Source organism: Haloferula rosea, from assembly GCF_016595525.1.
Classification (GTDB): domain Bacteria; phylum Verrucomicrobiota; class Verrucomicrobiia; order Verrucomicrobiales; family Akkermansiaceae; genus Haloferula; species Haloferula rosea.
In genome coordinates this window covers 119,580-140,128 of sequence record NZ_JAENII010000012.1, presented here as the reverse complement: position 1 = coordinate 140,128, position 20,549 = coordinate 119,580, and the positions used below count along the sequence as shown (strand labels likewise).

Here is a 20,549-nt window from a genome sequence, read left to right as displayed (position 1 = left end):
AGTAGGGCGTCGGCGGAGTCTTGGTCGATGCGGAGGTGCCGGATGCCGCTGGTGAGGTCGCGGTGGTTGGCGGACCTGGTTTTCTTCCCTTTTCCGTGGATGGGTGGGGAGCAGTTTCGGCTGGCGACCGGGCGTAGATTGGGCGAAGGCTAGGACATGAGAATTTTCGGCATCCTGATGGCCTGTGCGACCTTGATCGGGGCGCAGGAGGAAGCCACGGATGGCGAAGAGGCCGAAAAGGTGCCGAAGCGATCCGTGAGGTTGCTGGCTGTGGGCAATGCGCCGCCTTACCGCCAGGAAGTGCGGGATGGCATCCGTTACGAGTTGCCGCCGCCGCCCGGGAGTGTGCCGCCACGTGAGTTGACCTTGGTGCGGCAGAACGAAGAGGAGATTCAGGAACTGGGGGCGTTCCGGGTGCAGTTGGGGCGGATCTCGGGTGCTCTGGAGATCCGTGAAGGGGTGGGGACGCTTCAACTGAGGGGTGAAGGCGGCGTGCCGTGGGCGAGTGTGAACTGCCCGGAGTCCGGGGATTTCATGGTGCTGCTGTGGCGGGATCCTGCAGTGGGAGATTGGTCGAAGCCGCGCATGAAGATCGTTGAGGACCCGCGTGAGGCCGGCACGGTTCGTTTTCTCAATGTCAGTCGACAGGCGGTTGCTCTGGTCGTGGATGGCCGCCGCCGTGCGCTCCGGCCGTTGCAGGGCTGGGTGACCGAGTTGGGTGGAGCCGAGCCGGTTTCCTTCCAGCTGGGTTTGGTTGGAGCGGATGGTGGGCTGGAGCGGGAAATGTCCGTGGCGCTTGAGCAGTCGGCGGATGAATCCACGCTTGTGATCGTTTCTGATGCGGATGGTCAGAGGGCCCGGCGCCCTCTGAAGATCACCCGATTACGGGAGCGGGTCCGGGAGTAGTTGAGGCGAAGGAAGCCGTTGCACAATCGATCCAATCTTGGCTACGGTCCGGCATGAAATCGGTCACGGTGAAGGTCTTCCTGTATCAAATCACCCCGCAGATCTGGCGTCGCCTGGCGGTGCCCGCGGACTTCACGTTTGCCCAGCTGCACGATGCGATCCAGGCGGCGATGGGCTGGGAAAACAAGCATCCCCACGAATTTCGTCACGGGAAGGGGAAGCGTCTGGTCGACGTGATCGGGCCAGTCGGCTTGGAGGATCAGACCCCCGGTGAATTCCAGGATGAGAAGAAGGTGACCCTCGCGGATTTCATCGGTCGGCGGCGCCTGCCCATCCGGATGCTCTACCGATATGATTTTGCCGAAGAATGGATCCATGAGCTCGTCTTCGAGAAGAAGGACGAGGAGGAGAAGGTGCCGGTGATGCTTGGTGGCGAGCGTGCGTGTCCGCCGGAGGATTTCGGTGGTGCCTTCCAGTACATGCAGGCTTCCGCCGGTGAGATTGCCTGGGATCAACCGGGATTCGACCCCGAGGCCTTCAACCTGAAGGCGGTGGACTTCACGCCGAAGAAGCCGCGCAAGCGGAGGAGCTAGGCGGCGTGGTCCGGCAGGATTCCGGGTGAAATTGTCATATCCACTGATTCGCTATGTGGATTCTGCCAAGGCATCGCACACGGCGGGCCGGGGAGTTATAAGCGAAGGTGTCCGGTCGGCTCTGTGAAGTGGAGTGACCGCCTTTCAGTTGATCCCCATCCTTGCCATGATTCTTTCCAAACCGGTGGTCGCCGCCGTTGATTTCTCCACGACTTCCCGCCAGGTCGTGACTCAAGCCGCTCGCATCGCGAAGATCGAGGGGGTCCCCTTGTTCGTGATCCATGTGGTCTTTCCGGGGCTGCTTCCCCATCGTCCGGGCTGCCGCTCGTCGCCGGAGGTGATCGACAATGCCCGCTTGAAAGCGGAGCAGGATCTCGACGAGTTGCTCGACGGGCTCGATCTGGAGGTTTCAGCTGAACGGCTGGTCGCGGTGGGTCGGCCACCGGATGAGATCGGTCAGTTGATCGAGCGGGAAGGTGCGGGGCTGTTGGTCATTTCGGCCAACAAGCCGGGTCAGAAGCGCTTGGGGTCGATCGCCTCGCGCTGTGTGCGCACGGTTCCCTGTGATGTGCTGCTGATGAGGGAGAAGAAGCACGACCGGTATCAACGAATTCTTGCATGCATCGACCTGTCGCTGGCCTCGGACCCGGTGATGGCGCGCGCGGTGGAAGGTGCGCGGCATGGCGCGGCGTTGGAGGTTGTCCATGTCACCTTTCCCGTTGACCGGGATCCCGGGCTCTGTGGGGAAGCCATGGAAGAGGTCGCGGACGATCGTGCATTCGTCGAGAAGGGCTTGGCTCGCGTGATGGAGCCGTATCAGGAAGCCTTGCAGGGGATCTCCCACAAGGTGAGCATCCTGGAGTCCTCGGTGCCATCGGTGGCCCTGACCTGTCATGCGGAGGATGTGGGAGCGGACCTGGTGGTGCTCGGCACGCGTGGGCACTCGAAGCTGGGCGCGATGTTCTTCGGCACCAACGCCGAGCGCATGCTTTACGATGTGGAGGCTTCGGTGCTGGCTGTCAGGATCTGAGCGCCCGGGTCAGGCCGGTTGACTCAGGCATCTGACGCCTTGGCTTTGGTCTGCAGGTGGAGGGCAGCGCGGTGAGCGACTTCCGGGACGTAGGTCTGCCATTCGGGGTCGCCCTCACGAATCAGGCGCTGGATGTCCCGCGAGGTGTACTTCAACAGGTCGAGATCCCGGTAGGGAGTGCTGTGGATCATGCCATTTTCCATGAAATGGCGGTAGAGGTGGGTGCAGTTCTCCGGCGGCCGGAAGGAGTCGGCGGTGACCACTTCGCCGGTGTGACGGTTTTTCCATGGGTAGACATGGAGTGAGACCTGATTGCGGAATAGGCGTCCAAACGATTCGAGCAGGCCACCGGGCAGGTTCTCGGACCACTTGGATTTGAACAACTCGTTGAGCAGGCCGATGCTCAGGATGATGCCGACGGGTGCGGTGGTGTAGCGGCTGAGGTAGCCGGCGATCCGGTGGAACTCGGCACAACGTGAGACGAGCACGGTCTTGCCGAGTGACTGCAGGGCGTCGGCGCGGTCGATGAAGTCGACGTGATCGATCGATCCATCCCGCAGCAGATTGGTCATCGAGATTTCGCACAGCTCGAGCGTGCGCTGGGCCTCTTTCGGTTCGAGGTTGGCGATGAAGCGCTCGCGGGTCTGGTCGAGCATCTCGAGGTGGAGTTTGGTCACCGGGTCGAAGGATCCGCGGAGGAGCAGGATGGGGCGCTTGTAGAGGGCGTCGGCGGCCTGCTCGACATCGCCGCTGGGCGGGAAAAGGGTGGCGTCGGTGAGTCCGCTCTCCACCAGCTGAAGGGCGCAGAGCCGGTTGTCGAAGAAGTCGTAGCCGTGGCCTTCGAACTTGAGCATGTCGACTTCCACCTGGCCGGGCTTCAGGTTTTCAGTCAGTGAGGTGACGAAGCGCTGGAGGTGCTGGCGGTGGTGGAAGGCGGCGTGGATGAAGTTCACGCCGACCACTCCGAGGGCTTCCATCTGGTCGACGTTCTCATCATCGAGCAGGCGCACGTGGATGAAGATGTCGGATGGCGGGTCGCCGGGACGGAGCTGGAAGCGCAGGCCGAGCCAGCCATGGCACTCGCCCCGGTCCTTGTAGCCGCGTGCCCTCACGGTGTTGCAGAACGAGAAGAAGGTGGTTTCATCCTGTCGGGCTTTCCCCAGGCGTTCGACGAGGATGCCGAATTCGTGGTCGAGCATCTGGCGGAGCCTCTGGCGGGAGACATAGCGCGGACTCTTGCCGTAGATGGCGTCGCTCATCGTCATGTCGTAGGCCGAGATGCTCTTGGCGACGGTGCCGGCGCTGCCGGACACGCGGAAGAACCAGTTGGCCGTTTCCTGTCCGGCTCCGATTTCGGCGAAGGTGCCGTAGACTTTGGCGTTGAGATTCAGCTCCAGCGCCTTCTCGTAGGTGCTTTGTTCAGGTTGGCTCATGGTGCTTCTTCAGTGATGACCCAGCCTCTGGCAAGGATGCGGTCGATGATCAGCTGGTTGTCGGAGGTGGCGTCATCCGGGTAGCGTACGCTCAGGGTGAAACGCAGGTCCTTTTCTCCGGAATTCGGCTTCAGGCGAAGGTCGATCTCGCCGAGGGAGGGCGCGTATCCATAGACGGCTTCGATTTTTTCGGGATCGGACAGGCGGTAGGACGACCACTTGGACTCGTCGGAGAAACTAAAGTTGTAGTAGTCGATCGGGTCGACGGTGACCCGTACGGTGACCGGTTCGGTGGGTTTCTCCTTCCGCAGGGTGGTCAGGTCGACCTCCGACCAGCCGGCCCAGCTTTCCCAGTCGATCTGCCATCTCCCGTCCTCGCGGACGAGCGCGATGGGAAGGGTGCGGAACTGGCTGTCCTCGACGCTGAGCATGGCCCATTCGCCGTCGCGCTCCATGGGCACGTTCCATTTGATCTGGCGGAAGCCTGGAGAGTAGTAGCCGTCGCCGTGGAGCTTCTTCATGCGCTGGAGGGTGCGCGTGGGTCGGCGGGTATGACTGGCGGCTTCCTCCATGGTCGGAGATTCGAGGAACTCCCTGATGACGGGTTCGAGTTGTTTGCGGACGAGATCGGACGAGAGCACGGTGTTGACGATGCTCTCGGGTTCGCGATCGGGCAGATCGATGAGTTCAGGCGGCAGGACGCTGGTGGAGTCACTGTCATCGGTGTCATTCCCCCCCTTGGGCCAGAGGAGTCCGGCGAGGAGGACGACGATGATGGTGGTGGCTCCGGCCATGATGATGCGGACCAGTGTCTGGTCCGGCCCCTGTTTCTTGGCGAAGGTCTCGTCGAAGATCTCAGCGGACTGGCGTTCGCGGCGCCGCTGGTGGGACTCGGCCTTCGGGGCTTCCTGCTTGGGCAGAACGAGTGGGGGAGTGGATTCGCCCTTGGTGGGCAGGCGGAGCATGCGGCGGCACGACGGGCACACGACGCCCCGGCCGGTATGGTCACCGGGCACTCGGAACACGTAGCGGCACTCTGGACACACAAAGGCGTTCCATCGCCGGGGTTGGACGCTGCTCTCAGCCACGGCCAGACGTTGCGCTAGGCGGGCGGGGCGGGGCAAGGCGGCATGCGCCTCATTCCGGGGAAATCTCCAGCCGTTTCGGGCGGGGGAGCTCGACGCCCTCCAGGGCATCGTCGAGGTCGAAGGAGTCGAGCACGTTGGTTCGTCCACTCCGAGCGCGCGCCTCGGGCATGTTTTCCGCATTCACGTGCAGGCTGTGATAGGGGTCGGCCCCGAGCAGGGTGGGTTCCTTCGGCCGGACCGGCGAGGTGTCGATCACGGCGAGGGCCGACAGGTCGATGGCACCCTCGGCGGGGTTGACGGGAGCGGAGCCGGAGTGAACGGAGCAGAAGGCGAGCTTCTCGGTGCCTGCGCGGAAGTATTCCTTGATGGCCGCAGGTTTCGAACGGAGACGGCCGGTGGCGGGATCCTGGACCATCTCGTAGCAGTAGGGGGTCGAGCGTTCCCCGGAGATCCGGCAGACGTCGGTTTCGACGATGGAGTTGGGTCGTGGGATGCTGCGGCCGCCGAATTCGTTGCGGGCGGCATTCATGGTCGAGGACCAGACGGGCATGGCAAGTTCACGGGCGAAGGCTCCTTCGTAGATGGTCTTGCCATCCTGCAGGAAGCCGATCCACACGCCGCAGCTGACACTGCCATTGTAGCCGATGAACCAGTTGTCGGAGAAGTCGTGGGTGGTTCCGGGTTTGCCGGCCCCGTTGAACGGGATTTCCTTGAGCTCATCGAAGGCACCGGCGGCGCTGCCCCGCATCATGCCGCCCTGCAGGATGCTGTGGATCTGGAAGGCGGTGGCGTCGGATACCGCGGCGCGGCTGTTGTTTCCCAGGGTGGGGCGATCGAAGCGGATGCTGCCGTCGGCTCCCTTGATGCTGGAAACGTACCATTGTTTTTCCGGACCCAGTTGGCCGCCATTGCTGAAGGCTGCGTAAGCGCGGACGGCTTCCTTGAGCGATGCCGATTCCCAGCCGACGGCGAGGCGTGGGAGTTGCTCGGCCTCTGCCATGGGAAGTCCGAAGGCGGATGAGGTGGCGACCACCTTGTCGAGGCCGACCTGATTGGCGACGCGGACGGTGGCGGCGACCTTGGAACTCTCGAGCGCGCGGCGCAGGGTGATTTCTCCCTCGTAGCGGGGATTGGTGATTTCCATCCCCCATTCGCCAAGAATGCCTTCGCGTCCTCCGACCATGACGGCGCGGTTGTCCATGGGGTCATCGTCCACCGCGCTGGCGGGGGTGTAGCCTGCCTCGAGCGCCGAGGCGTAGATGAATGGGTGGAAGGCGGTGCCCAAGGGGCGTCGGCCGAGCTCGATCATGTCGAAGGGGACTTCGGCGTAGTTCCGGCCGCCGACATGGGCGATGACCGCACCATTCCGGTGGTCCACCATCAGCACCGCGCCCTGCAGGTACTCCTTCGGGTCGCCCTTGCTGGCAGGGGTCGGGTGGGTATAGCCCTGCCGGCTTTCGGCCTTCCGCAGGGAGAGCTCGAGCTGTTCTTCTGCGGCCTGCTGCACCCGGGAATCGATGGAGGTGCGAATGGTCAGCCCTCCTTCCGACAGGCCCTCTTCACCGAGAAGCACGCGGATTTCGTCGGCGATGCGCTCGTAGACGTGACTGGTGCCACGGCGGAGCGGCTTGGGATTGAGCTCGATGGGTTGCCCGAGCATGCGGCTGGCTTCGGTCGCGGTGATGAAGTCCTCCTTCAGCATCCGGGCGATGACCATGTTCCTCGAGCGGCGGGAGGCGTCGATGTCGTTGAGGGGGGACAGGCCGGTCGGGTTCTTGATCAGTCCGACGATGGTCGCGCACTCGATGTCGGTGAGGTCGGTGGGTTCCTTGCCGAAGTAGCCGAGGGAGGCCGAGCGGATCCCGTAGAAGCCGCTGCCGAAGTAAATGCGGTTGAGGTAGTATTCGAGGATCTTGTCCTTCGGGAAGCGCTTCTCGATCCGCTGCGCCAGGAAGATCTCGACGATCTTGCGTTCGACGCTGCTCTCGCCGTTTTTCTTCCGGTCATCTTCCAGTGGGAAGGCGCCACGGGCGAGCTGCTGGGTGATCGTGGAGGCACCAGAGACTGCTTCGCCGGTCTTGAACCAGTCGATGGCGGCGCGGGCGATGCCGATGGCATCGAAACCACCGTGCTCGTAGAAGCGCTTGTCCTCGCCGGCGCGCAGGGCATTGACGAAGTTCTCGGGGACCTTGTCGATGGTCACGATGCTTCGGTTCTGGACGAAGATCCGGCCGATTTCGCCTCCATCGCGACCGAGGATGATGCTCGGGACTTCGACCTTGTCGATGAGTGCGAGGTCATAGGTGGCGGCGCGTTCCCGGTAGGGCCGGGTGTAGCGTTCAGCGGCGATGTAGCCGATCCCCCCGGTGATCAGGGCGAGCAGGAGGAGCGTCAGCCAGAAGCCTTTGCGCTTGTAGAAGCGCGTTTTCTTCCGCTTGTTGCGCGACGGAGACTTGGACATGAGAAATGGGAGGGCAACAGGGCAGCCGAGCCCCGATGAACGTGTCGATGGATACCGGGAAGATACCCATGAAGCAATAGCGGGCTTGAGCGGGGAAATTGCGCGAGAAATTGCTGCCAACGGGCCGATCCGCTTTGACCGATTCATGGCCAGGGCCCTGTATGAGCCGGAATCCGGGTATTACGCGCGTCCCGGCCGCCTGGTCGGGCGATCGGGCGATTTTTTCACCAGCGTGAGTGTAGGTTCGCTGTTCGGGCGGCTTTTGGCGGCTCATTTGGCGGCTTGGCGGGGCGGGAAATCGGGTCCGTGGAGGATTCTCGAGCTCGGTGCCCACGACGGATCCTTGGCGAGGGATGTGTTGGCGGAGCTTGCCAGCGCGCATCCCGCGGCCTTTGCCGAGGTGGAATATGCGATCATCGAACCGCTCCCGGCGCTTGCGGCGCGGCAGCGGGAAACCCTCTCGGAATTTGCCGAGGTGGTGAACATCGTGAATGCGGCGGAGGATCTGGAGCCCCGGCGGGGTATCCTGATTGCCAATGAGCTGATCGACGCCTTGCCGTGCCGGATTGTCGAGGCGACCGAGGACGGCTGGGTCGAGATGGGGGTCGATCTCGGGAGTGAGGGAAACTTTGAGTGGAAGGTGATCGGAGATGCCGGGGAGATCGCGGCGCTCCTGCCTGCGCGGCCCCCGGGCTACCGTACCGAGGTCCGGCCCGATCTGGAGTCATTCCTTTCGCCGCTGGCAGATCGGATCGGTCAGGGTCGGATGCTGTGGGTCGACTACGGTTTCGAGGCGGATGATTATTATGCCGATGGTCGCAGCGAGGGCACGCTGCAGACCTTTGTGAAACATCGCGCGGACAACGCTCCGCTGGATGCCCCCGGGAGCAAGGACATCACCGCGCACGTGGATTTCACGGCACTTGGGGCGGCCTGTGAATCGCTCGGTGGGCGGGTGGTTCGCTTTGAGAACCAGGCCCGTTTCCTGACCGAGGTGGCGCGTCCGCTTCTTTTGTCGCTGGAAGGCCGGATGGATGAGGAAGTGGCGAAGGTGGTCCGTCAGTTCCAGACGCTCACCCATCCCGGGCAGCTGGGCAGCCGCTTCCATGTGATGGAAGTGGATTTCAGCGGCGAAACTACTTGAGCTTTCGTACTTCGATCCGCTTCCAGTAGTCGCGGTCCTTGCTGTCGCGGAATTCGGAAGTCCAGGGGTTCAGTGCGGAGCCGGAGAGGACGGCATCGCCGCCGACGAGGGTTTCGTTCATGCTGTCCGGCGTGGTGACCGAGCGAACCGTGGTGAAGCTGCGTTTGAAGGCGGCCCGGGTGCGGCTCTGGATGCGCCGGTGCCCGCTGCCGGTCACCAGGTTGGTGAGGAAGAGACCATCGGGATGGAGCAGGCGGCGCAGCTTGTTGATGCCGCGCTCGGGTTTCTTTTCGGGTCGATAGACGTCGTCCTCGCCGGCGAGGTAGCAGTCGTCGATGACGACATCGAAGGTGTCGGTGCAGGTCTCCGCCCACTCGTAGGCGTCGGCGATGTGGATTTCGACCCCGCAATCATCGAGGGCCATGTGTTCTTCGGCGAGGCGGACCATTGCCGCATCGATGTCGACCGCGGTGAAACGACAATCGGGCAGTAGGTGACGGAGGGTGTGCAGGGTGGTCCCGCCGGCGAGCCCCAGCATGAGGATGGAGGAGGGAGGGCCGGAGGGGCGGAGCAGTGCGCCCGCCGCGAGGTTGTCCCACGCCAGGCCGGTGAGGAATCGATCGCGGTGCCACCAGGCATGGACGGCCCCGGCGACGCGGAACTCGCAGCTCGCGGATGAGCGCCAGATCTCCACATCCTGGAAATCCGTGGTGGCGGCATGTAGGCGGCGTAGTGGCATCCGAACGCACCATGCGGAGGCGCGTGGGCTCTGCCAAGGTCAACCGTGGGACGGCCGGTTTCTCGGTGTGGTCGGCGGGGATGTGGATTCCGTCGGGCCTTGCTACACCAGTGAGGGTTTGTCATGCTATTCCTGCCATGCGTTGCCACCCAAGCATCCTTTACACCCTTGCCGCCTGCTGGTTCCTGTCATCCGCGCTGCATGCCGAGATGCATCGCTTCAAGAGTGCCGATGGTTCCAAGGACTTCATCGGTGAGCTGACGGGCTACGACCCGAAGACCAAGGCAGTCAGCGTGAAGATCAAGCGCCGGATCCAGACCTTCAAGATCGACCTGCTCAGCGAGGAGGACCAGAAATACGTGATCGAGAATGGCGAGCGGCTGGCGGTGGCCAATGACATCGACATTTCGCTGGAGAGCTACACGGACAAGTACGTGAAGAAGAAGGAGAAGCGGATCGAGAACCGCATCTATCCGAGTGGCTATGAGGTGAAGATCAGCAATCGCTCACGGCGCACCTTTGAGAACCTGAAGCTGACCTACACCATTTACTACGGCGTCCAAGGCTACCTGAAGCCGGACCGCAAGACCGAGGAAGCCACCGGGGAACTGGTGTGCAAGACGCTGACCTCGCTGGGGAGCACCACGCTGCGAACCGAGCCGGTGAGCATTGTCACGGGCGAGCTGGAGCCCGTCATCGACAACCAGGTGATGCGCAATCCCGACGGGTCAACCTACATCGAGCCGATCGTCAAGGAACCCGGTGGCCGCCGCAAGGACCAGCTGATCGGCTGCACGGTAAACGTGCTGATCGATGGCAAGGTGGTGAAGACGGTGACCGAGGGGAAAATCCAGCTGGACCAAAAAAAGCGCGGCTTCTGAATCGAAGCCACGCCCTGGATCCCGGGGGGATGGGATGATTGGTGCGTCGAGCGCCGCGGACGAGCCGCTTACTTCTTCGACTCGTTGAGCTTCTCGAGCACCTTCTCGGTGATCTCCTCGAACAACTCGGGGTCCTCCTTGAGCGCGACTTTGGCGGCGTCCCGACCTTGGGCAAGCTGGTTGCCGTTGTAGGCGAACCACGAACCGCGCTTCTGGATCAGGTCGAACTCCAGTGCCATGTCGAGCAGTGACCCGGTCGAGGAAATGCCCTCGTTGTACATGATGTCGAACTCGCAGGTGGTGAAGGGTGGGGCGACCTTGTTTTTGACCACCTTGATCTTGGTCCGGTTGCCCTGCACGGTGCCGTCGGTGGCCTTGATCTGACCGATGCGGCGGATGTCGACGCGGACGGACGAGAAGAACTTCAGTGCGCGCCCACCCGGGGTGGTTTCCGGGTTGCCGAACATGACGCCGATCTTCTCACGGATCTGGTTGGTGAAGATGCAGACGGTGCTGGCCTTGGAAATCAGTGAAGTGAGCTTCCGCATCGCGGCACTCATCAGGCGGGCCTGGGCACCCACGGTGGAGTCGCCGATCTCACCGGCGAGTTCCTGCTTGGTGACGAGGGCGGCGACGGAGTCGAGCACGACGACATCGAGCGCATTCGAGCGCACCAGCGCTTCGCAGATCTGCAGGGCTTCCTCCCCTGAGCTCGGCTGGGAAATCAGGAGGTCATCGAGGTTCACGCCGAGCTTGCGGGCGTATTGGGGGTCGAGCGCGTGTTCGACGTCGATGAAGGCCGCGAGTCCGCCGCGTTTCTGAGCCTGGGCGATGGCGGTCAGGGTGAGGGTCGTCTTACCCGAGGATTCCGGGCCGAAGACCTCGATGATCCGGCCGCGTGGGAATCCGCCCACGCCGAGGGCGCGGTCGATGACGAGGTTGCCGGTGGGGATGACGTCGATGTCGAGGGCGTTCTCGTCACCCATCCGCATGATGGCGGTTTCGCCGAACTCCTTCTGGATCTGCGAAATCGCCATATCCAGGTTCTTCTTCCGTGCGTCGGCCAATTTGTCGGATGCGTCACTGCTCTTTGCCATGACCGAGGATGTCGCAGCTCGTCGGACTTTCGTCAACGGAAATGATGTTCGGTTGAACAAAAATGAGCCAATCGAGGAATGGTGACTTCGACTCGAGGCGCGGGTGGGGATGGGGCGTCGAGGGGCCGGATGGCCCCGGAACACCGGGGGAAAGCGCGGTTTTTCGGGGATTCAGTCGGATAGGGCCGAGAGGATGCCGCAGACGGCCGCGCCGATCAGTTCGAGGGCATCGAATCCCGAGCCGTGCGACGACGAGGGGTGGGGGTCGTATTCGGTATCGAGCTTCGACCAGTCGACCTCGCTCATGGCCTGTCTGCGAGCGGCGGACACGCGGGTGGGTGGGAGTTTCAGGGCGTTGAGTTTGGCGATGCGTTCCTGCTCGTTCTGCTGGTGGAGGTGTTTGCCACCTGCGGCCCACCATTCCATGAGTCGGCGGAGTTCGCCGCCCTGAAGCCACACGCCGTGGGTGCCACAGTGGTCGATGATGACACCGCTGCTGCCGCCGAAGTTCCGGTGGCTCATGCGTTCGTGGCACATCGGGCACTGGAGGTAGATCACCTCGTGGTTGTAGCCGTAGTTCTCGGCGATGCCATTGAGTCGCTTCTGGTCGGTCCAGACGAAGTCGTGGGTCTGGTCTTCGATGAGTTTTTCCAGTTCACCGGGATTGAAGAAGATGCCCATGCAGCTCGGGCAGCGTTCGACGCTCATGGGTGGGTCTGTGCCGATTTCGATCACACTGAGTGCCGTCCGGCAATCGGGGCAGGGGAGGGATTGGTCACTGCCGAGATCGCGAAACTGGATTTTCCGCAGGTCGATGTCCTGACGGCTTCCGCAGAACGGGCAAACCATCATGTTTCCTTCGAGTCGTCCGCTACACTGGCTGCACTTCACGTAGGTGAAGATCGCGAGAGCATCCCGATCCGGACAAGGAGAATCCGGGAGGGAAATTGGAGTGGGTCTTTCCCTGCCTTTGTCCCACCCCGTTTTCTACGATGGTGCCATGAAATCGACAAAACCATCTCGCCACTGGATGATCTTCGGCAAGCCACGTACGGGGGAGTCGCGCGAAGCCTTCAAGAAGCGCGTCCGCGAATCACTCATCGAGCGTGGGGTGTTCTCCCGGGAGACGGGCAAGCTGATCCAACCGGGAGCGCGTCGTCGGGGTCCTCAGTAGGGGCGCGGGGCGCTGCCGCGCTTTTCGACCCCGGATAAAGTGGGGTGACGATGGCCCTGCCAAGTGAAGCGGGGCAGCGCCCCGCGGTCCTTGTGTGGCGGATGAGATGGGGGGCTGGATGATGGAAGCGAAGCGGCGCTGCGCTCCGCGGTCCCTTGGATGCTCAGTAGTCGCGCTCCAGCAGGTACTCGGCGATCTGGCGGAGGTGGAGGGCCTTGCGGCCGAAGGGCTTGAGTGCGGCCATCGCCTTGTCGGTGTAGCGATGGGCTTCCTTGCGCGCTTTTTCCAGACCGAGCACGGCGGGGTAGGTGGCTTTGGCCACGGCTTCGTCCTTGCCGGCGGTCTTGCCGAGTTTCTCGGTGGTCTGGGTGACGTCGAGGATGTCGTCGATGACCTGGAAGGCCAGACCGAGGTTGTAGCCGAAGATGGTGAGGGCTTCGAGGCGGGCCGGGGTGGCATTCGCGCTCATCGCGCCGAGACGGATGCTCGAGGTGAGCAGAGCGGCGGTCTTGGCCTCGTGAATGCGGATCAGCTGGGCCTTGGTGAGATCCTTTCCTTCACCTTCCAGATCGAGGACCTGGCCGCCGATGAGCTTGGTCGAGCCGCCGGTGATGGCGAGTTCGGCGACGAAGGCTGCCATCGGGTAGCGCCGGGTGGGAGAACTCTGCGCCAGCACGATGAAGGCTTCGGTGAGCAGCGCGTCACCGGCGAGCACGGCGATGTTGTCGCCGAAGACCTTGTGACAAGTCGGCCTGCCGCGGCGAAGGTCGTCGTCGTCCATGCACGGGAGGTCGTCGTGGACCAGTGAGTAGGTGTGCATGAGTTCGACGGCACATGCGGATGGCATGGCTTCCTCGATGTCGCCCTGGCAGGCTTCCGCCGCGGCAAGGGTGAGGATGGGACGCAGTCGCTTGCCTCCGGCGAAAAGGCTGTAGCGCATCGCCTTGTGGATCGTTCCGGGGCGCGTGCGGGCGGCGGGCAGGTAGGCGTCCAAGGCGGCATCGACCTCCTTGGCGCGTTCCTTCAGGTATTGCTTGAGGTCTTCCATGCCTCAGAGGATTTCGGCGATTTGCACCGCGTTGAGGGCCGCGCCCTTGCGCACCTGATCGCCGACGATCCAGAGGTCGAGGGCGTTGTTGAAGACGGTGTTCTTGCGGATGCGTCCGATCTGGCAGTTGTCGCCGCCGGTGGTGTCGAGAGGGACCGGATAGAGGCGCTCGGCAGGGTCGTCGGTGACGATGATGCCTGGCTTTCCGCTGAAGGCGGCGCGGGCGGACTCGACGTCGACCGGGCGCTCGAACTTGGCGGTCACCGAGATCGAGTGCGAGCGATAGACGGGCACGCGCACGCAGGTGCAGGACACGCGGAGGTCGGGAAGGTCGAGGATCTTGCGTCCTTCATTGAGCATCTTGAGTTCTTCCTTGGTGTAGCCGTTGTCGGTGAAGGCATCGACTTCGGGGATTACATTGAAGGCGATCTGGCGGGGATAGACCTTCGGGGTGAATTCGCGGCCGTTGGCAATCGCCTGGACCTGCTCTTCGAGCTCGATGATGCCTTGGGCTCCGGAGCCGGATACGGCCTGATAGGTGGAGGCAATGATGGCCTTGAGGCCGAAGGCTTCATGCAAGGGTGCCAAGCCCATCAAGGTGATGATGGTCGAGCAATTCGGGTTCGCGATGATGTTGCGCGGGGCGTTTTTCGCGGCCTCGGGGTTGATCTCGGGGACCACGAGCGGGACATCCTCGTCCATGCGGAAGGCGGAGGAGTTGTCGATGACGATGCAGCCTGCCTTGGCGGCCGATGGGCCGAATTCCTTGGAGATGCCGCCACCGGCGGAAAAGAGGGCGATGTCGATGCCCTCGAAGGAATCGTGGGTGAGCTCCTTGACGGTGATCTCCTCGCCTCGGAATGGAAATTTCCTGCCTGCCGAGCGGGCGGATGCCAGCAGGGTGAGGGACTTGATGGGAAAGTCGCGTTGCTCGAGGCAATGGCGCATTTCCCCGCCGACAGCTCCGGTCGCTCCGACGATGGCTACATGTTTGGCTTCACTCATGGCTCCTGAAAAGGGGCGTAGTGTAGTGCCTCGCGGATGGCTTGCAACCGAATCGTGAGGGGACCGGGAAGAAGGAGCGTCAGTCGGGAGGGAAGTCCTCGTTCTGGACTTCTGCGGGCTTTCTTCACTGACAGGGAACCGGGGCGGCAGCTAGGGTCGGCGACGTCATGGGAAAAAAGAAGAAGTCCGGCAAGATGGACAAGAAGGTCTATGAGGAGGAACTGGAGCGGTTGCAGATCGAGTTGTGCAAGCTGCAGGACTGGGTGGTGGAGAGCGGCGCGAAGGTGCTGGTGATCTTCGAAGGGCGGGACACGGCGGGGAAGGGGGGCGTGATCAAGCGGATCACGGAGAAGGTGAGTCCGCGGGTTTTCCGCGTGGTGGCATTGCCGGCGCCGAACGAGGAGGAGAGAACCCAATTCTATTTCCAACGCTATGCGGCTCACCTGCCGTCGGCGGGGCAGGTCGTGATCTTCGACCGGAGTTGGTACAACCGAGCCGGGGTGGAGAAGGTCATGGGTTTCTGCACGGATGAAGAGTATGATGAATTCCTTCGCATCTGTCCGGGATGGGAGTCCGCTCTCATCCGCTCGGGGATCCTGCTCATCAAGTATTTCCTCGTCGTTAGTCCCGAGCAGCAGTTGAAGCGATTCGAGGCCCGGATCGAGGATCCGCTCAAGCAGTGGAAGTTGAGCCCGATGGATGTGAAGGCACGTGACCACTGGTATGACTACTCAAAGGCCTACGACCGGATGTTCGATGAGACCGATACGGAGGAATCGCCGTGGAATCTGGTGCGATCCGATGACAAGAAGCGGGCGCGATTGAACTGCATCACCCACCTGCTCAAGCAGGTTCCCTACAAAGATACGGGGCGCGATGAGGTGAAGCTTCCTCCGCTGCAGGACGCCGATGGCTTCGACGTCGATGCGATGTTTGAAAAGAGGAAGTTTGTCGACGAGGGGTTCTGAGGGCCCGGCGAGGTGTGGGGCCTTTGGCCTGTCCCCGGGTCCGGCTGGTCAGGCGATCACTTGATCCCGGCGTGGAGGCGGAGAATTCTCCAGACTTCCTGCACGGTCTCGTCCCGGTTGACCATTCCGCGGTGGTCGGCGCCCTTGACGACCACTTCGGACACCGCCTCATCGAGGTGGGAGCTGGTGTAGGGGACGAAACCATCGGTGCCTTCCTCGATGGGGGTATCCGGGTCTTTCTGGGCGACAATGGAGTGGATTTGGACGCCGGGTCGGACAGGGCAACTCAGGAAGGCTCCGAGCAGTGGATTGTCCGGGCGTAGGCTGGTCACGCTGTTCCTGGGGCGCTGGCTGGCCTGCTGGGCAACGTCGGTCAGGGCATCAACCACCTCGATCTGGCCGAAGACGGCGTCAACCACGTTGAAGGGCAGCCGGATCAGGCTGGCGCCGAATTGGCCGATGCGATTGGAGGCGAAGGCGCTGCCACGGAGTGGCGCGGCAAGCAGGATGGCCCGGTCGATATCCGGGTTGGCTTTGAAGTAACCGTAGGTCTTAATGTCGTTCTCCTGCTCCTTGGAGAGGTCGAGTTGGTTGAGGTCCTTGGTGAAATAGGCGTCGTAAACGCGGTCGCCACTGGAGCGGATCTGGGCATTCGAGATGATGCCGCCCATGCTGTGGCCGAGGATGACCATGTCCCGCATCTTCGGGTTGCTGCGATTCGGGTCGTTCCGCCGCTGATAGTCGGTCAGCGCGGAGCGAAGCTCGGCGGCACTTTGTGAGATGGGCACGCCGGTTGGATAGTTGAACAAGACGATCTGGTAGTGCTCACGGACTGCAGGGTCGGCCAGCAGCAGATTGATGAAGGGATACCAGGCCTCGGCACTCGAAAGCAGACCGTGGACGAGAATGAGTGGAATGCGGTCGGGGTCGTAGGGGCGAAGCGAGAACATCCCCTTGGTGTCCTGGTATTCGTTTGGATTGAGCAGGGCCTCGAGGCGGTTCATCCGCCGGACATCGGCATAGTAGCTGAAGGAGACCGCTGCGGAAAAGTTGGCCGCCAGTGGGACGCCGGACGAGGTGGTGGAGCGGTCCATCAGGTCCTGGATCACGAGTCGCGCCGTCTTTCCCTGAAAGTCGATCCGCGCATTCAGCGGAAACCCCCGACCGGCTGCGGGGATGAGCGGATCGGCCTCCTTCCGCTCCGGAGTGGCGGCCCGGTGTCCGACCATGGCGGCGCCGACCCCTTCCTGGGTGATGGATTTCCACTTGATGCCGTCGGTCTTCAGCCAGCTGGCGGGGACCACGAGGTCGTAGTCCCTCGGGTCCACCTTGCCCGTGCCTTCATCGAGCTTGAGCTCCCATGGGTGGAATGAGCCGGAGACGCGGCGGGATCTTCCTGAGGCTTTCGGCTGGTCGCGGATCAGGCGGGCGACACGCGCGGACACGTAGGCGTACATCGTGCGCTCCGTGGTTTCGATGCCTTGGCGGCTGGCGGCGAGGGCCCCGTCGCGGGTGAGCCAGGCGGCGTCGAGGTAGCGCCCGAGGGCATCCAGCGGTTGTTGCCGGGTGAGGATGTCGGCGGAATCCGAGCTCATTTCAGCGAGTGCGAGACGGCGTTCCGGGCTGGGTTCGGTCTTGAACCGGCGTGCCATCTCGGAAATCGCGGCATGGGAGTCCTTCTTGTAGAGCTGGAGGAGGTCCTCCTGGCGGAGAGTGCGCCGGGTTTCCTGCTCGAGGGCGGTGGAACTGGTCAGGGCGCGGGCTGTTTTGGTCTCGCTGACCGGGCGATCGAGGATCTTGACGTTGGGGCCACTGCAGGCGGCGAGGGTCAAGATGGCTATCGCACCTGAAATGGTGAGCTTTCGTGAGATCATTACCCGGCGATGCATAGTGCGAGATCATGGAAACCCAACCCAAAAAAGGTCATCCACCGCGGGAAGGTGGCTTGGGGGGCGGGACCCGAGGATGCCGGATCGTTGCCGATGCGGGCGGAGGCACGCGAACCGGGTCGGCGTGGAGCGGGTGAATGGGAGCCGGTTCCGGGTGCGTGAAGGCGACCCCGGGGGACGGTTTCCATGACTCGATTTGTCTTTGCGCTGAGGATCGGGTCGAAATGGTGAAGGGGATCTGGTGGTGAGGTGTTAGATCAGGACGCAAGATGGAGTAAGAATGGGATGCGTGAGGGTGCTGTCGGCTGCACGGCATGATGATGCATGCATATTTTTGGGTTGTGTAGTCGTCTCCCAATGGGCTTTGTTGTTCAGCGCTCAAACCCATGGATGCTGATCAAAACCGACTTGAATTCAAATTTCTGCTGCCCGCGGGGATTCTCGATTCGGTGCGTTCGCAAGTGGCGGATCAGCTTGAGGCGGACCGTGATACGGTGGACGGCTACCAAGTGCGTTCCGATTATTTCGACTCGGAGGACCGTGACAGCTACTGGCAGAAAGTACTATCGAAACCGAACCGGCGCCGCATTCGGACGCGGACCTACGTCGACCCTAGTGGCAAGCTGACGCCGGTCCACTTCATCGAGATCAAGCACAAGTTGTCCGGTCAGGCAGTGAAGCGGCGCATGGAGGTGGACGAGCCGGCTCTTCAGGGATTCCTGCGCGGTGAGATCCCGACCTTTGCTGAAGCAGGCGATGACCGGTTCCGTGATGAATTGGTTGCGCTGATGAAGGATCCGGAGCAGAAGCCGGTGGTTCGGATCCAGTATCATCGCTGGGCCTACGACAGTGGGCCGGAGGGGACGATTCGGATCACGTTCGATCACCCGGTCCGCTGCATGTTTCCCGACTACGCGTCCGGGGAAGAAAGTGAACCCGACCTCGAACTGTTGGAACCCGGTGAGGCGATCATGGAAGTGAAGACGATCGGTTCGGTTCCCTACTGGTTCCGCGAGTTGATCGGCAAGCACTCGCTGTCACCACGGGGCTTCAGCAAGTTTGCGACCGCTCTCGACCGTTACGAGATGCAGCGCTCCGACACTCATGAATCTGGACACCCTATTCACCGATCTCGCTTCGCCGAATGCTGAGGGGATTCCCGGCCCTGCCGAGGTCGCTCTTGCGATGCTCATCAGCATTGGTCTGAATCTTCTCATCGGCAGCCTCTACCGGAAGACTTACCAGGGGACGCGTTATTCGCAGGATTTTGTCCAGACGCTGATCGTCATCGGCGTGGTGACCACCATCCTGATCATGGTGGTCAGCGGGAACGGGGCGATTGCCTTCGGCATGTTCGCGGCGTTTTCGGTGATTCGTTTCCGCCGCACGCTCGGTCAGTCACGAGATCTTGCCTTTGTCTTCTTCGCCATGGCAATCGGCATGGTGGTGGGTGCCCGGCTTTATCTGATGGCGTGCATCATCACGGTGATCGTGGGTCTGGCGATCTATCTGCTTACCAAGACGAATGCCTTCGCCGCGCGTCGTGCATCCCACATGATGACCTTGCGGCTGACGAATGACCATGACTTCGAAGAACTGCTGAACCCGATCTTCGAGAGCTTCACGGTGCGCACCCAGCTCCTGCGCATTTCCTCGGTTCAGGCGGGCATGATGACGGAACTGCGATACGGATTGCAGCTGAAGGACAACATGCGGACGGTGGATCTGCTGGAAGCCGTGCAGGCGGCAACTGGGAACAACCGGGTGGTGATCGCTCCAACCGAGAAGGAATTCGATTCATGAAACCAGAGAGGATGAACTTGTCACCGGCCTTGGTCGCAGCGGCATGGATTGCATGGCCTCTGGTCCATGCAGGAGATGGAAGCATGGGCTCCAAGGAGGTGGTGGAGCCGTTGGAAGAGCCTGAATCCCGGAGCATCTGTGAGTGGATCGAGGATTCGCCGGGATTGCTCTACGAGTCCGATGAGAACCCCTACGTCCAGAGTTGGGAGATCGGAGGGCGTTTCCAGTACCAGGTCGCCTATCTGGACGGCAGGGACGTCAATGGTCGCTCCTTCCATGACACCTACGACGAGTTCCGCCGCGTGCGGTTGGATACCGAGGTGGAGTTCCTGAGATTCCTCAAGGCCGAGTTGAGCGTGAACCTCGTTGACGACCGACGGTTCAGGGACAGCTACCCGTTCGATCTGTCGTGGGGGTATGACACGATCGACCAATTGACCCTCGAGGTCGATTTCGACAAGGCATTCGATCTCAAGTTCCTGGACAAGCTGGAGTTCACCTATGGCAAGATGAGGGTCGCGGTGGGTGAAGAGTCCCACCAGTCGTCGAGGGAGATCCTGACCATTGAGCGCTCGGCGATCATTGATCGGATCGGCGGTGAGGAAGGTCGCCCGACGGGTGGTATGCTGTCGGCCGGTCGGGGTGACTGGGAGCTTTCACTCGGGGTGTTCAGTGGTGATGTCAGTGGCGAGTACCTCAGTGGTTGGAACAACGGGCAGTTCTACTACGCCAGCCTTGAATGGGAACCCAGCAAACGATGGCGCTTCGTGTTCGACCAGGTCATGAACGATCCGGACGGCATCGATCTGGCGCTGGGCTACGCCTGGGCAAGCTCACTGGCCGGTGTCTATACGGGAGACCGGTGGGGGATTCTGGTGAACGGGATCTACGGGGACAATGGAGGCATTCAGGAAGGGCACGTCCGCCAACGTCGGCAGGGTGATTTCTGGGGTTGTGTGGTGATGCCTTGGTATTGGCTGCTCGAGGACAAACTTCAGTTTGTCGCCAGCTACGAGTATCAGGCGTCCGAGGAACTCGAGGGGATCCGCCTCGACAGCCGTTATGTCAGAGCGCGCCATCAGGACGTGCTGGTGGATGTCGGAAGAGGTCGCGGGGACCTGAGCCACAAGATTTACGCCGGCTTGAACTACTACATTTGTGGTCACCGCTCGAAGATCATGGCCGGAGTCTCGCACACCGAACTCCGCGCCCGCCGGGGGGATGTACGCGTCATGAGCTATCTCATGGCCTATCGGGGCTACTTCTGAAGCCGGCCAAGGGGCGTTGGCG

19 protein-coding genes are annotated in these 20,549 nt (G+C 62.2%); 10 read left to right on the top strand and 9 right to left on the bottom strand.

Annotated elements, in window-relative coordinates; all coding sequences use genetic code 11:
* Positions 1-156 precede the first annotated feature (156 nt).
* From JIN81_RS14950 to JIN81_RS14940, 3 genes are all read left to right on the top strand, one after another.
* Positions 157-906: a hypothetical protein gene (locus JIN81_RS14950; protein ID WP_200281543.1), complete on the top strand. Its 750-nt coding sequence runs from the start codon at positions 157-159 to the stop codon at positions 904-906.
* A 53-nt stretch (positions 907-959) separates the two neighbouring features.
* The gene (locus JIN81_RS14945; RefSeq protein WP_200281540.1) at positions 960-1,499 is read left to right on the top strand and encodes a plasmid pRiA4b ORF-3 family protein; all 540 of its coding nucleotides are present in this window, start codon (positions 960-962) and stop codon (positions 1,497-1,499) included.
* 166 nt (positions 1,500-1,665) lie between these two features.
* Positions 1,666-2,529: a universal stress protein gene (locus JIN81_RS14940; RefSeq protein ID WP_200281537.1), complete on the top strand. Its 864-nt coding sequence runs from the start codon at positions 1,666-1,668 to the stop codon at positions 2,527-2,529.
* Positions 2,530-2,552: 23 nt separating this feature from the next.
* Here JIN81_RS14940 and JIN81_RS14935 read toward each other — a convergent pair whose 3' ends face one another.
* The 3 genes from JIN81_RS14935 to JIN81_RS14925 all read right to left on the bottom strand — a co-directional run bounded on the left by JIN81_RS14935 (position 2,553) and on the right by JIN81_RS14925 (position 7,511).
* On the bottom strand, positions 2,553-3,962 hold the full coding sequence (locus JIN81_RS14935) for a TonB-dependent receptor (RefSeq protein WP_200281533.1): 1,410 nt from the start codon (positions 3,960-3,962) through the stop codon (positions 2,553-2,555).
* Complete coding sequence (locus tag JIN81_RS14930; protein WP_200281530.1) at positions 3,959-4,927, bottom strand: hypothetical protein; 969 nt, start codon at positions 4,925-4,927, stop codon at positions 3,959-3,961. The genes JIN81_RS14935 and JIN81_RS14930 overlap by 4 nt, the downstream gene beginning before the upstream one ends.
* A gap of 172 nt (positions 4,928-5,099) precedes the next feature.
* Positions 5,100-7,511 carry a transglycosylase domain-containing protein gene (locus JIN81_RS14925; RefSeq protein WP_200281526.1) on the bottom strand — a complete coding sequence of 804 codons (2,412 nt, stop codon included), beginning with the start codon at positions 7,509-7,511 and terminating at the stop codon, positions 5,100-5,102.
* 145 nt (positions 7,512-7,656) lie between these two features.
* Between JIN81_RS14925 and JIN81_RS14920 the strand changes: the two genes are divergently transcribed.
* Positions 7,657-8,655: a class I SAM-dependent methyltransferase gene (locus JIN81_RS14920; protein WP_200281508.1), complete on the top strand. Its 999-nt coding sequence runs from the start codon at positions 7,657-7,659 to the stop codon at positions 8,653-8,655.
* Here JIN81_RS14920 and JIN81_RS14915 read toward each other — a convergent pair.
* Entirely contained in the window at positions 8,648-9,394 is a 747-nt protein-coding gene (locus JIN81_RS14915) for a spermidine synthase (RefSeq protein WP_200281505.1), read from the bottom strand. The genes JIN81_RS14920 and JIN81_RS14915 overlap by 8 nt on opposite strands.
* 137 nt (positions 9,395-9,531) lie before the next feature.
* On the opposite strand from JIN81_RS14915, the gene JIN81_RS14910 reads away from it, so the two are divergent.
* On the top strand, positions 9,532-10,275 hold the full coding sequence (locus JIN81_RS14910) for a hypothetical protein (protein ID WP_200281502.1): 744 nt from the start codon (positions 9,532-9,534) through the stop codon (positions 10,273-10,275).
* A 68-nt stretch (positions 10,276-10,343) separates the two neighbouring features.
* On the opposite strand, the gene recA is transcribed toward JIN81_RS14910, so the two are convergent.
* Positions 10,344-11,372 carry a recombinase RecA gene (gene recA, locus JIN81_RS14905; protein WP_200281499.1) on the bottom strand — a complete coding sequence of 343 codons (1,029 nt, stop codon included), beginning with the start codon at positions 11,370-11,372 and terminating at the stop codon, positions 10,344-10,346.
* A gap of 171 nt (positions 11,373-11,543) precedes the next feature.
* Entirely contained in the window at positions 11,544-12,263 is a 720-nt protein-coding gene (locus JIN81_RS14900) for a TFIIB-type zinc ribbon-containing protein (protein WP_325100891.1), read from the bottom strand.
* A 109-nt stretch (positions 12,264-12,372) separates the two neighbouring features.
* Between JIN81_RS14900 and JIN81_RS14895 the strand changes: the two genes are divergently transcribed.
* Complete coding sequence (locus tag JIN81_RS14895) at positions 12,373-12,546, top strand: hypothetical protein (protein WP_200281493.1); 174 nt, start codon at positions 12,373-12,375, stop codon at positions 12,544-12,546.
* Positions 12,547-12,709: 163 nt separating this feature from the next.
* On the opposite strand, the gene JIN81_RS14890 is transcribed toward JIN81_RS14895, so the two are convergent.
* Positions 12,710-13,594: a polyprenyl synthetase family protein gene (locus tag JIN81_RS14890; protein ID WP_200281490.1), complete on the bottom strand. Its 885-nt coding sequence runs from the start codon at positions 13,592-13,594 to the stop codon at positions 12,710-12,712.
* A gap of 3 nt (positions 13,595-13,597) precedes the next feature.
* Positions 13,598-14,599: an aspartate-semialdehyde dehydrogenase gene (locus JIN81_RS14885; RefSeq protein ID WP_200281486.1), complete on the bottom strand. Its 1,002-nt coding sequence runs from the start codon at positions 14,597-14,599 to the stop codon at positions 13,598-13,600.
* Between the two features lie 167 nt (positions 14,600-14,766).
* Here JIN81_RS14885 and ppk2 point away from each other — a divergent pair, with 167 nt between their 5' ends.
* Positions 14,767-15,567 (top strand): polyphosphate kinase 2, encoded by an 801-nt coding sequence (gene ppk2 / locus JIN81_RS14880; protein ID WP_200281468.1) that lies wholly within the window; start codon positions 14,767-14,769, stop codon positions 15,565-15,567.
* 56 nt (positions 15,568-15,623) lie between these two features.
* On the opposite strand, the gene JIN81_RS14875 is transcribed toward ppk2, so the two are convergent.
* Positions 15,624-17,441, bottom strand: a complete 1,818-nt coding sequence (locus JIN81_RS14875) for an esterase/lipase family protein (RefSeq protein WP_200281465.1) — start codon at positions 17,439-17,441, stop codon at positions 15,624-15,626.
* 401 nt (positions 17,442-17,842) lie between these two features.
* Between JIN81_RS14875 and JIN81_RS14870 the strand changes: the two genes are divergently transcribed.
* The 3 genes from JIN81_RS14870 to JIN81_RS14860 are packed head-to-tail and all read left to right on the top strand — an operon-like array spanning position 17,843 to position 20,527.
* On the top strand, positions 17,843-18,607 hold the full coding sequence (locus tag JIN81_RS14870; RefSeq protein ID WP_200281461.1) for a polyphosphate polymerase domain-containing protein: 765 nt from the start codon (positions 17,843-17,845) through the stop codon (positions 18,605-18,607).
* On the top strand, positions 18,561-19,259 hold the full coding sequence (locus JIN81_RS14865) for a DUF4956 domain-containing protein (protein WP_200281458.1): 699 nt from the start codon (positions 18,561-18,563) through the stop codon (positions 19,257-19,259). Before JIN81_RS14870 ends, JIN81_RS14865 begins: the two co-directional genes overlap by 47 nt.
* The gene (locus JIN81_RS14860; protein ID WP_200281455.1) at positions 19,256-20,527 is read left to right on the top strand and encodes a porin; all 1,272 of its coding nucleotides are present in this window, start codon (positions 19,256-19,258) and stop codon (positions 20,525-20,527) included. Before JIN81_RS14865 ends, JIN81_RS14860 begins: the two co-directional genes overlap by 4 nt.
* Positions 20,528-20,549: the final 22 nt, after the last annotated feature.